We start from the raw sequence: 13,308 nt of genomic DNA, 5'->3' as shown, positions 1-13,308 counted from the left end.
AACTCCTCTATGCAGAAACGGGAACATATTCCCTCCGAACGGGCTGCCCGCATGGCCGGAAGGCGCGTTCAGGGCGCCAGCCGGGAAAGCTTTTCCGCGCATTCCTCCGGCAGTTCCACCACCTTCAGCCGCCCCGTTTCTCCGCGCAGCAGGATGACGGAGGATTTGGGAATGCCCAGCCAGGAGGCCAGAAAAAGAATGACGGCCTTGTTTGCCCTCCCTTCCACGGGGGGAGCGGCAATGCGCAATTTCAGAGTGCGGCCCGTCCGCGGGTCTTCCTCCCAGCCTGCGGCCTCGCTCTTTTTGGCGTTGGGAATGACTTTCAGAGCCAGTTTCATGCCTTTTCCGCTCCCGTTTCCCCCCGCTGCCTTTCCACCAGGTCCGCATACCTGATCAAACGGCCTCCGAACAAATCCAGGGCGCTCCCCACGGTGGCGTCCAGGGCGCCTCCGCTCAAGGCGTCTATTTCTTCAAAGTCCTGTATCCGGCTGATTCCGCCCGCGTAAGTCATGGGAATGCGCCGCCATGCGCCGAGCAATTCCACCAGTTCCCGGTCAATTCCGGAACACAGCCCTTCCACGTCCGCGGCATGCACGAGAAATTCCGCGCAATGTTCCGCCAGCATGTCCAGTGTGGCTTCCGTCACCCGGAGTTCCGTCAGGGTCTGCCATTTGTTCATGGCTACGGCCCAACCGTCAGAAACCCTGCGGCAGCTCAAATCCAGCACCAGCCGTTCCGCGCCGACGGCGGAAACAAGGTCCTCCAGCCTTTGCTGCAAAAATTTTCCTTCCGCGTCAAACAGGCAGGACGTGACGATGACGTGGCTGGCTCCCGCTTCAATCCACTGTTCCGCATTTTCCGGAACAATGCCGCCCCCCACCTGGAGCCCCCCCGGCCATGCGGCCAGGGCGGAGAGGGCGGCTTCCTCATTGCCGGGGCCCAGTTTGATCACATGGCCTCCCGCCAGGCCGTCCCGGCGGTAGAGTTCCGCATACCACGCCGCATCCCGGTCGGAAACAAAATTGGTACGCAAACCCGCTTCATCCCGCGTCAGGGAACCGCCTACAATCTGCTTCACCCTGCCGTCGTGGAGGTCAATGCATGGTCTGAATCTGGTCACGCGGCCACTTTGCCCCGGCACACCCCGGCAGGTCAAGAAGGGATTCCCGCCGCCCGTGAAAACCCTTCTCCAACATATTTTAAACAAAAACGGCGGAATCATCCGCTTTCCATTAAAAGCACCTACCCTGTACGCTTTATGAAAAACAAATCAGCCAAAAGCCATATCCTCTCCTATTGTGCCGGAAGCGCCCTGCTGGCTCTCGCCGCTTTTTCCGCCGGACAGGCCGCCGCAGGAGTCCATGCTGGAGAGGTCCTGCACACTCCCGCCGGAGACAGAATATTCATCCGGTACGACTCCGCGGGATTTCCCATTTGGGGCTACAGCCCGTGCGGACGCCCCATTTACGCCTATTCTCCCGAAGGAAAGCCCATCTTCCTCATCAGCGGCATTCACAGCGGATGCCTCGTCCCGGCATGGAATCCCCGCCCGCACTACCGCGGCCACTCCTGGCCCGTGGACGTGCGCCGCGAGTACTTTCCGCCAGCGCCCCGCAGACATGCAAGACCGCTTCCTCCTCCCAGCCCCTGCTACCGTTCCCGCAGCCCCAAGCCCCGCCCCATCGTACATCCGTCCCGTTTCCACAGGCACCGATAATGTTTCTCCTTAAAAAATCCTCACCGGTATTCCCCCGCTTCCCGATATCCGCACAGTTGTTTCCATGAGCGCATGATCAACAATCCATTTTTCTGCCCATCCATTCCGTAAAGGAATGAAACCATGTACCTTGTAAAAACGCCGAGAAGAAAAACAAAAAATAATAGGCCCATGAAAACCTCCAACATAAAAACACTGGTCACGGCATGTATCTCCTGCAGCCTCATGAATCTATCTTATTCAGATCAGACTCCAGCCTCCGACACTCATCTGGTGACAGAAGAACTGAAGGAGTCTGTCAAGAATATGGAAAATCCAATTTTGCTGGATTACAGGAACGTTAAAACCTGTGAGGAAATGAAAAGTTTAATCAATGATTATATCACAAAAAATCATGAAGGCCAAACACACAGGGGGAGCGGCCTGATCAAGGAGAACGGTAAATACATCCTCATTTGCGCCACTTTCAACGAAGACGACAAAATGCTGATTTTATCATTCGACATTACCAACATACTCCATGAACTTCTTCATTCCAGCGACAAAAAAACAAGAGAAGAAGTTAAGGAATACATCGCGTCTTTAACTTCAGAAAATGTGGAATGATAACGGTTTTTCCACTACAGAATCCGCCATGTTGAAAAAAATAAAAAACGTTTGACAATCAACCATTTTATAAAATAATAAACTTATCTGCCTATGAAATCTCTCTCTATTTTAATCCTCCTGTCCGCTCTCTGCAGCGCCAATGTTTTTGCCTGGTCCGTCACACTCAGCGGACCGTCGTATCCCGTGGAGGGTGAAAAATATGATTACAGGGCCAGCTACACTCTGGATGAAACCAACAGGCACAAGAATCTGGAAAGAGTCGAGTACCACTGGGTGATCGTCGGTGAAGCCGTAAGCGCTAAAAAAACGGACAAGAACAGCCCCTTGGCCAATGTCACCATGCATGGCCTGAACGGATGGAAGCTGCCGGAAAATCCTAACATCTGGCCCGGAGGGAAGGTTATTTGCACGGTGACACTATACTTCAAGGACGGAACGAAAGAAAGCAGCTCCGATAGCATCGAATTCACCCTGATACCCTGAACAAGGAATCATTGACAAGTTCCGTCCATTTGCCAGACTCCGGGGTCTTCCATTTCCGCCTATTTTGCCGCGGAAAGGCCGTACCACCCTTCCCCCAGCAGTTTTACCAGCGTGAAGGAATATTCCCCCTTGCGGTTGGGCTCCTTGCTACGGGAAAGCAGGGCGCGGACGCGGAGGGCGCCACGGTCATCGTTTGCGTTCAGCACCTTGTACGGTGAATTAAGCATTTCCTCGTCCATTTTAAACAGCATGAACAGGCGCTTGCCCATGTCCGACTTCTTGGGTACGTACACCATGGGGCGGGCAATGCTGCGGTCATTCGTGCCGTTCATGCCGGGAGCGATCAGCCTGTACGCGTAATCGTCCCTGCTTTCCGACATGCGGTCCCGGATCATCCAGACGCGGAATTCCCCGATGTCCTCCCCCTTGCCGCGGACGAAGTCCTCCCAGCTCTGCGGCTGGTAGCGGGCGAACTGCTGCCAGTCCAACTTCCAGAGTCCGTCCTTTTCATCCTTGAAAAAGCAGAATTCCATGTCGGGGGAATCGGTAAAGGCAATCAGAAGCTGGGCGCAGGGGTGGCCCTCCACTTCAAGAAGCGCAAATTTTTTAGGGCCTGCGGGACGGCTCAGCATGACTTCCGGCTTGGTCACGGCATAATGTTTGACCATGAGGGGCAGCGCTTCCAGGGAATTCCACACGAAAGAGGATTTCTGCACCATGTCGCCGGAGCTCAAGTATTGCTGGGCCGTCTGGAGGCACTGGCGCAGCAAGTCCTGCCGCTCCATGGGAGGAACGTAATGAGGCGGCCAGAAACTGTAATCCACCTTGTCCTTCAACGCGACATTCACCTTTCCGGAAAGCATTTCCGGCGTGGCGCAAATCCGCGCCGCCTCAGAGGAATCCTTCGCCGCCTGATGCTTGCGGAGCCAGAAAAAGGCTCCTCCTAAAAACACGCCCAGCGCCGCCAGGAAAAAGATCACGGAAAGAATGCGACTCACGGACGTTCCGCCTGGACGCCCGCGCCCCTCCTTCATCCTGGGAGTAACCGGGGTATTTTCAGATAAATCACTCATTGCAAACCGGGAATATCCGCAAGAAACCCCTGCGGAAGAATGCCCAAACACTACCGGAACGGCGGGGGCAACGCAACGATAAAAAACAGACACATTTTTTTATCCCTTCCGGTGAAAATTGTTTCACTTCTCCGGGGCGGTGATGTACATTGGATGCGACGAGTTTCAAGAGCTCCTACCTAACCTTTACCCCCCCCTCTTAAACACCATGTTTGGATCATTCACCACCGTCCCCGCCCCCAAGGGCAACAAGAACGCGGAACCTTCCCCCAGCTGGATGGACATCGCCAAAGGGCAGGACGCTCCGGAACCAGCCGCGCCCCCCGTTTCCGCTCCCGAATCATACGCTCCCACCACCCGCGTCCAGCAATTGACACGCAACGTGCTGAATTCCGACGTGGAAGTCGTCGGCTCCCTGCGCTTCTCCGACGACCTGCTGATTGACGGTACGGTGGAAGGCGACATTTCTTCCGAAGGCGTCCTTTCCGTCGGCCAGAACGCCGTCATCCGCGCGGAAATCAATACCAAGTCCGTCATCATCCACGGCAAGGTCATCGGCAACGTCACCGTTACGGACCGCGTGGAACTGAAAAGCACGGCGGAACTTGTGGGCGATATTCAGGCCGCCTCCCTGGCGATTGAAGCGGGAGCCATCTTCATCGGCCATTCCACCGTAGGCGCCCCCACCGTGGGCGCTACCGCGCAGAAGCCGCTGCCCGCTTCCTCCTTCTCTCCGGAACCGGAAGCCGCCGCTCCGGCCAGCCAGAGCACGCTGGACATTGATGCGGAATAAACATTCCACCCATCAGCCATTTTCAGGGGCGGCAAAGGAACGCAAGGTTCTTTTGCCGCCCCTCCTTGTCCCATGAACACTCCTTTCCATCCCGTGCCCCGGATATGCCCCGGACCCTCCGGAAAAATCCGCCAGCCAAGCCCCGCCCCGCCCTGGACGCTTCCGGCGGCAACTGGCAGCAGCCGGGCTCCTTCCCGGAAAGTGGAATGTTTTGCCTGCCGCCAGCGTACCGCCGTGCCCGTTACCGCCGTCTCCGCCAGGTGCAGCCACTGCTCCGCCTATATCAAGCTGGACGACATTACCCTGCACAGCAGGACACACCGGACCAAGGTACAGACCTGCGGCTGCGTGACCGTGCAGGCGAACGCCGACCTGAAAGGGCTGCATATTGAATGCCGGGACCTGATCCTGAATGGAAAAGCCTCCGGGGACCTGCTGTGCAGCGGCATCTGCAAAATCAAGGCGGACCAGCATATTTCCGGGACTTTGCGCGCCCGCAGGCTGACCGTGGAAAAAAAGACGGCCGTACTGGTCACGGGCGGCGTGCATGTGGAAAACGCCTGGATACAGGGGACTCTGGAAGGCGCCCTCACGGCGGAAGGTACTGTCACCATCCACCGGCATGCCAAATTTCTTGGTGACATTACGGCGCGCCGCCTTGTCATTGAAGAAGGGGGAATCCACCAGGGCTCCCTCACCAGACTGTCCTGACATGAATCTTCCCATTTCCATCCGTGGCGCCCGCCAGCACAACCTGCAGAATCTGAACCTGGACCTGCCTTCCGGCAAGCTGATCGCCTTTAGCGGTCCTTCCGGCTCCGGCAAGTCCTCCCTGGCGTTCGACACGCTTTTTGCCGAATCCCGCAGACGCTTTCTGGACTGCCTGTCCGCCAGGGCCAGGCAGGGGATCGAACAGCCGGACAAGCCGGACGTGGACAGTATCACGGGACTTCCCCCCGCTCTTTCCCTGGAGCAGTCCGCCCGGCACCAGCACCCCCGGACCCTGCTGGGAAGCATCACGGAAATCCTGGATTACCTGCGCATCCTGTACGCGGCGGCCGGGCGCCCCCACGACCCGGAGACGGGAAAGGAACTGGTCCGGCAAACCCCGGACCAGATTGCGGACGCCCTGGCCTCCCTCCCCGAACAAACGCGCCTGGTGCTGACGGCCCCCGCGGAAGCCCTGCTGGCCCAGGACCCCGCCGCCACGCTGGGCGACTTCCAGAGACAGGGCTTTCTGCGCATCTACTGGAACGGGGAAGTGCGGGATATCGAGGAGCTGGGGGTTCCGGACGTTCCGGCGCCGGACGCGGCCCTGGTCATTGACCGCATCATTATCCGGAGGGAAAGCTCCTCTTCCCGCCTGGCGGACTCCCTGCAAACCGCACTCCGCATCAATCCGGACGAAGTAAGGGCCGTCATCACCAGGCCGGAAGAGGAACCCGCCGTCCAGGCCTTCCACACCCGCTACCGCAATCCGGAAACGGGATACCTGCTTCCCCAGCTCACGCCGCGCCATTTTTCCTTCAACTCCCCCCTGGGCGCCTGCCCCGCCTGCCACGGCACCGGGCTCAACAAACAGGAAAACGGTCCATGCCCTGAATGCCGCGGGCAAAGGCTTTCCCCGCTGGCTCTGGCCGTTACCATGCACACGCCGGACCACGCCTACAATCTGGCGGAACTCACGGCGCTCCCGCTGGAGGACATGGCCGGAGAGACCAAACGGCTGGAAATTCCCGCAGCCCTGGCCCCCGCCTTGAATTCCGTGATGGAGGAAATCAACAAGCGCACCTACTTCCTGAATGAATTGGGGCTGTCCTACCTTTCCCTGGACCGCCAGGCAAACACGCTCTCCGGAGGAGAATTGCAGCGCGCACGTCTGGCTTCCCAATTGGGGGGCGGCCTCTCCGGCGTCCTGTACATCCTGGACGAACCCACGACGGGGCTGCACCCTTCCGACACGGACCGCCTGCTGCGGGCGCTCCAAACGCTGCGCAACCTGGGCAATACGGTGCTTGCCGTGGAACACGACGAACAAATTCTGCGTGCGGCGGACCACCTGGTGGACATGGGTCCGGGCTCCGGAGCCAGCGGCGGCCATATCCTGGCGCAGGGTTCCCTTCAGGACATCATGGCAAATGCCGACAGTCCCACCGGGGCATGGCTTTCCGGAACGCGGCAAATGCCAGCACCGCCACGCAGGGCAGCCCCCAGCGGCCAACTCGTTCTGACACATGCGAACAGGCACAACCTGAACAATATCACGCTGCGTCTTCCGCTTGGCACCCTCACCTGCATTTCCGGGCCGTCCGGGTCCGGCAAATCCACCCTGGTGCGGGACTGCCTCATTCCCGCGCTTAAAAAGGATTTAAGCGGGAAAAAGGGAGTCCCCCGCCTCGTACAGGGATCGGAACGTCTCAGCCGCCTGGTCGTCATCGACCAGTCGCCCATCGGCAAATCCCCGCGCTCCACGCCGGCCACCGCCACGGGACTGCTCAATATATTGCGGCCCCTTTACGCCCAACTGCCCCTCTCCAAGCAGCGGGGCTACACGGCGGCGCGCTTCTCCACCAATGTCCGCGGCGGCCGCTGCGAACGGTGCCTGGGAACCGGCATGATAGAAGTGGACATGAATTTTCTGGGCAACGTAACGATGCCCTGCGACGCCTGCCAGGGCCAATGCTACAACCGCGAAACACTGGAAGTAACATGGAAGGGAAAATCCATCGCCCAGGCGCTGGCCCTTACCGTGGATGAAGCGGCGGAATTCTTCGCCACGCTGCCCAAGGCGGCGGCCATTCTGAAAAGCATGAAAGACGTGGGGCTGGGCTACCTCAACCTCGACCGCCGGGCGGACACCCTTTCCGGCGGGGAATCCCAGCGCATCAAAATAGCCTCGGAGCTCGCCAAGGCGCCGGCCTGGAAACTGGCGGAAGACGACAAGTGCGCCCTGTTCATTCTGGACGAACCCACGGGGGGGCTGCACTTTAATGAAGTGGAACTTCTCCTGAAGGCCCTTTTCCGGCTGAGGGATGCCGGACACACCGTTCTGTGCGTGGAGCACCACCGGGACCTGTTGAATGCGGCGGACCATCTCATCGACATGGGACCGGGCGCCGGAAGGCACGGCGGAAACATCGTCGCGGAAGGGGCACCCTCCACCGTGGCGGCCATTCCGGAGGCGCCCACGTCCCGCTGGCTGAATCCTGCTTAAAAACTGGTTTAATTATTATCTTGACGCTGAACAGGATTTTCCCTAGAAGCTAGGAGAATTCTGTTCTCATACCTATGTTTACTTTATTTTCTCGTCTCCTGCCAGCGGCCTTTCTTGCATTGAGCCTTCTGCCTGAACCGTCATGCGCCACTCCCGTATTCCTGGAAAACGTCTCGGAATCCGGAGGATGGTACGACTGCAACAAGAAAACCAAATGGAAATGGGGTGATGGTTCCATTTCTGACCGCCCTTCCGGATACTATAATCCGGACAATCCGGTTGACAATCAGTTATGCTGGGCAGCGGCAGCCTCCAACGTTCTCCAGTGGTGGCAGGATACCAGAAGCGACCTGGCCCCAACCACACCCAACGGCAAATCCTCTACTTACGACAACATGCCGGAAGCCTGCCAACTGCGCATTTACCAGACGATCTCAAAAAACTGGTCTAATGCGGGCGGTTCCGTGGAACAGGCCTACAACTGGTGGTTCAACGGAGGCATGCTATCCACCACCGCTTACCCAACCGGATCCACGACATCCGCTCCGGGAGGATACTGGCAGGAGCTTGGACTGACGGTTCCGCCATCCATCACTGGAGGCGCCGTAGATAATCCTTTATTTACTGGATATGGATTCCACTCTGGGAATACCAAAAACGAAGTTTACCAAATGTTGATGGAAAGCATTAACAACAATTGGGGAACTACGCTGACAATTGGGGAGGATGGAAGAGGCCACGCTATCACCATGTGGGGATATGATATGGATGTGGACGGCAGCCTGATTGTGTATCTGACGGACTCTGACGATTACAAGTTGGGGATGTTCCGTCAAAAGGTTATTATCAACAACTACAAGGATGAGTATGAGTTTCTCCACTGCGACATTTATCTGACCAGCCTGGAAGGAGAAGAAACGTATACGGCTATACTTACGATGAAGCACAGCTGACCGGCACCATGCTTGGTGAAATGCAGAGTTTTACAGCACCTCTGGGCGATCTCAGGGTTCCGGAACCGTCTGTCGGAATTCTCTCCCTGTGCGGCGTCTTCCTTTTCCTGCCCCGCCGCAGGCGCGTCCTCCGTTAAACGAGCTTCCACTCCCCTGCTCTTTCAAAAACGGGCCTTGATTCTTACTGGGCAAATGTGCAGAATAGGCAAACGCACAACTCAGGAGAGCACCAATTGTTCCAATGTTCTCCAGTGCGCATTTGTGAAATGAACGACGCTTCCGACAATCACGGCGACCAGGAAAACACACTCTCTACCTATTCCGTCGATATAGAAACCCTCCAGCAGGCGGCCCTGGCGGGAGATCCCCAGGCATTGTTCCAACTGGCTATCAATTATGAGCAGGGCCGCGGCGTGGCGGAAAACCATCAGGAAGCCTTTTACTGCTACCATCAGGCGGCGGAACTGGGCCATGTCACCGCACAGCTCAATCTGGGATGGGCCTATTCCAATGGAATCGGCGTCCCGCAGGACAACGACAAGGCATTCTACTGGTATCAAAAGGCGGCCCGGCAGGGCCACCCCACCGCCCAGTTCGACCTGGGATTCTGCTACATCAACGGTCTGGGAGTGGAAAAGGACGAACACCAGGCCATCAGCTGGTACACGAAAGCGGCGGAACAGGGGCATGCCGTCGCACAGCTCAATCTGGGCTGGATTTATGCAAACAGCAGCAGCCAGCAGAACTGGGAACAGGCCGTATACTGGTACGGGCAGGCGGCGGAACAGGGAGATCCCCGCGCCCAATACAACCTGGCATGGTGCTACGGCAACGGGAGCGGTACGCCCAAAAACCCGGAAAAAGCCGCCTACTGGTATGAGGAAGCCGCCCAGCAGAACCATGCCACGGCCCAGTACAACCTGGGATGGTGTTATGAAAACGGATTCGGCGTCCAGCCTAACCTGGACAAAGCCCTGGTCTGGTACCACAAATCAGCCCTGCAGGGGCAAATCACCGCCCAATATACTCTGGGGTGGTGCTACGGCAACGGCCGCGGAGTGGAAGTGGACATGAACAAGGCCGTTTACTGGTACACCAAGGCAGCCGAACAGGGACACAATACGGCCCAGCTCAATCTGGGATGGTGCCACCTGAACGGCAAAGGCACCCCCGTCAATCACGCGGAGGCCTTGAAATGGTACCTGAAGGCAGCCGACCAGGGCAACGCTACAGCCATGTTCAACGTAGGCAACTGCTATGCGCACGGCTACGGCATTGAAGAAAATGATGAAGAGGCAGAAGCCTGGTACCGGAAAGCCATTGCCAACGGCAATAAAAAGGCGGCAAGCGCCTTGCGCCACCTCCATTCAAAGCAGGAGAAAAACCAGGAATCCGGTTCCCAGGTCTGAACAGTTTATTCACCCTGCACGGGCTCATGCCGCCGGCAGATAACCGGACGGCATTCCCCTTCACATGTGCCCTGCCGTGCAGCGGGACTCATTCCGGCACACAGCGGTGATCACCCGCTTCATGGGGACGTACCCTTTAAAGGCCATACCTTGAACGGCGCGCAATTCAAATCCCGCTAACAGCCGGCTTTTCTCCCTCTCCCGGCGCCTTTCCTGGACAGCCGCTCGACAGCTTCAGGCAGGCGGCAGGCGCCGTCGCCGCCCAGTGCAGCGTCCATGTCTTCCAGGCCATGAATCAAGTCGATCACATCCCGGCGCGGGAGGGCTCCGCCTGCGGAAACGCAAAAATGGGTGCGGCAGGCCAGCGGCCTTCCTTCATAAATCATGCATCTGCCCTCTCCGCTCAGAAAAGGGCAGCTTCCGTCATCCGGTAACTCCACGCGGGTACGCCCGGACGCGCGCCATGCCTTCCAGGCCAGCCATGCCTCGCCCAAGGTAACGTGCGGCGTCTCTCCCGTCAGACGGAAGCGGCAGCAGTCCGCCGTACCCGTGCAGAAACGCTGCGCATGGGAAGCACGCCGGGCGCCTTCCTCCAGCAGCCGGCGCACCGCCGCTAAAACATCGGCGGAGGGGGCATTCCCCTCCGCCCTTCCATGACGGCTCCTGCCTGAGGCCATGATCGATAGCACTACCGGGTCAGGCCGTCGGCCTTCGCCTGGTTCCAGTATGCGTATTCGGAACGGTTGAAATCCACGTATTCCGGAGACAAATCCGTCGTGTACACCGTGTGGGAAAACTCGCCGCGGTTCAGATTAATGTCCACCTGGAACGCCGGAACCTGCACGGCCTGCCGCAAATCGTCGGACGGAGTATCGGCCTGCACACCGCCCCGGCAGGCGGGAAGCCCGGCAATATCAATGTCGATCTTCTCTTCATCCACCTTCGCGCCGCAATAGCCGACGGCATGGATGATGCGCCCCCAGTTGGGGTCATTCCCGTTCCAGGAGCTCTTCACCAGGGAGGACTTGGCCACGGCTTCCGCCGCCTTCTTCGCCTCATCCTCCGTACGGCCTCCGGTCACACGGACGGTGACGAACTTCGTCACGCGTTCCCCGTCCTGCACAATGTGCTTGGCCAGCTCCAGCATCACGTATGCCAGGGCCTGCTGAAATGCGTAAATGTCCTCCGGGGATTCCAGCGTCACGCCGGATGCTCCGTTCGCCATCACCAGCACCGTATCGTTCGTACTCATGTCGCCGTCAATCGTGATGCAGTTGAAAGAACTTTTCACTCCGGACTGGACGCACAGTTCCAGCACGTCGCGGGAAATGCCCGCATCCGTCGTGATAAAACACAGCATGGTAGCCATGCAGGGGTTGATCATGCCGGCCCCCTTGCAGCAGGCGCCGATGCGTACGGGCCTGCCCTGCACCATGAATTCAATGGCGATTATCTTTTCCTTCGTGTCGCTCGTCATCACGGCCTGCGCCACTTCATGCCCCTTTTCGCGGGAAAGGCCTTCCGCCAGTTCCGGGAACTTCGGATAGATACGCATCATGGGCATTGGCAGGCCGATCACCCCGGTGGAACAGACAGCCACTTCGCAGGGCTTCAGCCCCAGAATCTCCGCAATGCGCGTGCATTCCCCCCTGGCGTCTTCCACCCCCCGGGCTCCAGTGCAGGCGTTCGCGTTGCCGCTGTTCGCCACAATGGCGCGGATATCCCCCTTGCGGAGATGCTCCCGGCTCACTTTCACGCAGGCCGCCTGAACGCGGTTCGTCGTAAACGTGCCCGCGGACACGCAGGGTTCCGTGGAATAAATCAGGGCCAGGTCCAGGCGCGTGGCCTCAGGCTTCTTGATGCCGCAGCTCACCGCGCTGCCTAGAAAGCCCTGAGGCGCGCAAACGCCACCGTCAACCGGAATATAGGATGAATCATTCATCGTCTTGAAGTACCTTTCAGCATAACAAAAAACTACAATACCCACAAGCCTTCCGTCTCATCAAACCCGCACATGATGTTGAAGGACTGGACGGCCTGCCCGCCCGCCCCCTTCACCACGTTGTCCTCGGCGCTCATCAGAATCACGCGTTTCGTGCGCGGATCGTAGGCCCAGCCGATGTCCACGCAATTCGTGCGGGTCACATTCTTGGTATCCGCCGGCTGGTTGCGGCCCAGCAAACGCACGAACGGAGCCCCGGCATATGCTTCTTCCAGCAGGCGGCCGACGGAATCGGGGTCCGCCCCCTCCTTCACCCTGGCCGTAATGGTGGAGCAAATGCCGGTATTCACGGGGATCAGATGGGGGGTGAAGGACATCACCACCGTCTCCCCCGCAGCCCAGGAAAGCTCCTGTTCAATCTCGCTCAAATGGCGGTGCTTCGGCACGCCGTAGGCATGGAAACTTTCATTGCATTCGCAGAACAGCAGGGGAATGCTCGCCTTGCGCCCCGCGCCGCTTACGCCACTGCCGGAACACACCACCACGTCTTCCGGTTCCAGAATCCCGGCCTTGAACAGAGGGATGAGCGGCAGCAGGATGCTGGTGGGATAACAACCGGGAGACGCCACGATGCGCGCCCGGGCGATTTCCGCCGCGCGCCATTCCGGCAGCCCGTACACGGCCTCCTGCATCAGGGCGGTATCCGGATGGGCATTCCCGTAATACTCTTCATACACATCCGCGCAATTCAGGCGGAAATCCGCACTCAAATCAATCACGCGCACGCCACGGTCCACCAGCCCGCGGGCATAGGAGGCGGCCACGCCATGCGGCAGTGCAAGAAACGCCACTTCCGCCCCGGTGGCGGCAATGGCCTCCACATCGGAATCCGTAAACCTCAAATCGGAACCCGGCACCTGCCGGAAACGGGGAAACACCTCCCACAGCGGCTGTCCGGCATATTGGCGGGACGTAGCGCATACCAGCCTGACCCCGCGGTGATTCAGCAGAATGCGCAACAACTCCTGCCCGGTATAGCCACTGGCCCCGACAACTGCTACTTGAACTTGCTTCATGACAAAAAAGGTATGCATTGAAAAAAGACTCTTGCCAAC

General features: G+C 58.6%; 14 protein-coding genes. 8 read left to right on the top strand and 6 right to left on the bottom strand.

Going from position 1 to position 13,308, the window contains the following annotated elements; all coding sequences use genetic code 11:
* Positions 1-68 precede the first annotated feature (68 nt).
* Together HMPREF3039_RS05580 and hisA are read right to left on the bottom strand one after the other, a co-directional pair.
* Positions 69-338 (bottom strand): DUF167 domain-containing protein, encoded by a 270-nt coding sequence (locus HMPREF3039_RS05580; protein ID WP_067571325.1) that lies wholly within the window; start codon positions 336-338, stop codon positions 69-71.
* Positions 335-1,120, bottom strand: a complete 786-nt coding sequence (hisA, locus tag HMPREF3039_RS05575) for a phosphoribosylformimino-5-aminoimidazole carboxamide ribotide isomerase (RefSeq protein ID WP_067571707.1) — start codon at positions 1,118-1,120, stop codon at positions 335-337. Before hisA ends, HMPREF3039_RS05580 begins: the two co-directional genes overlap by 4 nt.
* A gap of 138 nt (positions 1,121-1,258) precedes the next feature.
* On the opposite strand from hisA, the gene HMPREF3039_RS05570 reads away from it, so the two are divergent.
* From HMPREF3039_RS05570 to HMPREF3039_RS05555, 3 genes are all read left to right on the top strand, one after another.
* Positions 1,259-1,717 (top strand): hypothetical protein, encoded by a 459-nt coding sequence (locus HMPREF3039_RS05570; RefSeq protein ID WP_067571323.1) that lies wholly within the window; start codon positions 1,259-1,261, stop codon positions 1,715-1,717.
* A gap of 123 nt (positions 1,718-1,840) precedes the next feature.
* Positions 1,841-2,323: a hypothetical protein gene (locus HMPREF3039_RS05560; protein ID WP_147549603.1), complete on the top strand. Its 483-nt coding sequence runs from the start codon at positions 1,841-1,843 to the stop codon at positions 2,321-2,323.
* Positions 2,324-2,416: 93 nt separating this feature from the next.
* Positions 2,417-2,809, top strand: a complete 393-nt coding sequence (locus tag HMPREF3039_RS05555; protein WP_067571317.1) for a hypothetical protein — start codon at positions 2,417-2,419, stop codon at positions 2,807-2,809.
* Positions 2,810-2,868: 59 nt separating this feature from the next.
* Here the strand turns inward: HMPREF3039_RS05555 and HMPREF3039_RS05550 are convergent, their stop codons facing one another.
* Positions 2,869-3,807 carry a hypothetical protein gene (locus HMPREF3039_RS05550; protein ID WP_147549606.1) on the bottom strand — a complete coding sequence of 313 codons (939 nt, stop codon included), beginning with the start codon at positions 3,805-3,807 and terminating at the stop codon, positions 2,869-2,871.
* Positions 3,808-4,090: 283 nt separating this feature from the next.
* Here HMPREF3039_RS05550 and HMPREF3039_RS05545 point away from each other — a divergent pair, with 283 nt between their 5' ends.
* The 5 genes from HMPREF3039_RS05545 (at position 4,091) to HMPREF3039_RS05525 (ending at position 10,251) form a co-directional block, all read left to right on the top strand.
* Positions 4,091-4,675, top strand: coding sequence for a bactofilin family protein (locus tag HMPREF3039_RS05545; protein WP_231863855.1), 585 nt, complete (start codon positions 4,091-4,093; stop codon positions 4,673-4,675).
* 72 nt (positions 4,676-4,747) lie between these two features.
* Positions 4,748-5,386: a polymer-forming cytoskeletal protein gene (locus tag HMPREF3039_RS05540; RefSeq protein WP_067571314.1), complete on the top strand. Its 639-nt coding sequence runs from the start codon at positions 4,748-4,750 to the stop codon at positions 5,384-5,386.
* Between the two features lies 1 nt (position 5,387).
* Positions 5,388-7,889, top strand: a complete 2,502-nt coding sequence (locus HMPREF3039_RS05535) for an excinuclease ABC subunit UvrA (protein ID WP_067571312.1) — start codon at positions 5,388-5,390, stop codon at positions 7,887-7,889.
* A 119-nt stretch (positions 7,890-8,008) separates the two neighbouring features.
* On the top strand, positions 8,009-8,842 hold the full coding sequence (locus tag HMPREF3039_RS05530; protein WP_067571310.1) for a hypothetical protein: 834 nt from the start codon (positions 8,009-8,011) through the stop codon (positions 8,840-8,842).
* Positions 8,843-9,108: 266 nt separating this feature from the next.
* Complete coding sequence (locus tag HMPREF3039_RS05525; protein WP_067571308.1) at positions 9,109-10,251, top strand: tetratricopeptide repeat protein; 1,143 nt, start codon at positions 9,109-9,111, stop codon at positions 10,249-10,251.
* A 176-nt stretch (positions 10,252-10,427) separates the two neighbouring features.
* On the opposite strand, the gene HMPREF3039_RS05520 is transcribed toward HMPREF3039_RS05525, so the two are convergent.
* The 3 genes from HMPREF3039_RS05520 to argC are packed head-to-tail and all read right to left on the bottom strand — an operon-like array spanning position 10,428 to position 13,269.
* Positions 10,428-10,928 carry a YkgJ family cysteine cluster protein gene (locus HMPREF3039_RS05520; protein ID WP_067571306.1) on the bottom strand — a complete coding sequence of 167 codons (501 nt, stop codon included), beginning with the start codon at positions 10,926-10,928 and terminating at the stop codon, positions 10,428-10,430.
* Positions 10,929-10,939: 11 nt separating this feature from the next.
* Entirely contained in the window at positions 10,940-12,193 is a 1,254-nt protein-coding gene (argJ, locus tag HMPREF3039_RS05515; RefSeq protein ID WP_067571305.1) for a bifunctional glutamate N-acetyltransferase/amino-acid acetyltransferase ArgJ, read from the bottom strand.
* Positions 12,194-12,225: 32 nt separating this feature from the next.
* Positions 12,226-13,269 (bottom strand): N-acetyl-gamma-glutamyl-phosphate reductase, encoded by a 1,044-nt coding sequence (argC, locus tag HMPREF3039_RS05510; protein WP_067571703.1) that lies wholly within the window; start codon positions 13,267-13,269, stop codon positions 12,226-12,228.
* Positions 13,270-13,308: the final 39 nt, after the last annotated feature.

The organism is Akkermansia sp. KLE1798 (assembly GCF_001580195.1).
Taxonomy (GTDB): Bacteria; Verrucomicrobiota; Verrucomicrobiia; order Verrucomicrobiales; family Akkermansiaceae; genus Akkermansia; species Akkermansia biwaensis.
The sequence above is the reverse complement of the archived record's forward strand: the minus strand, read 5'-3'. Positions and strand labels throughout refer to the sequence as shown.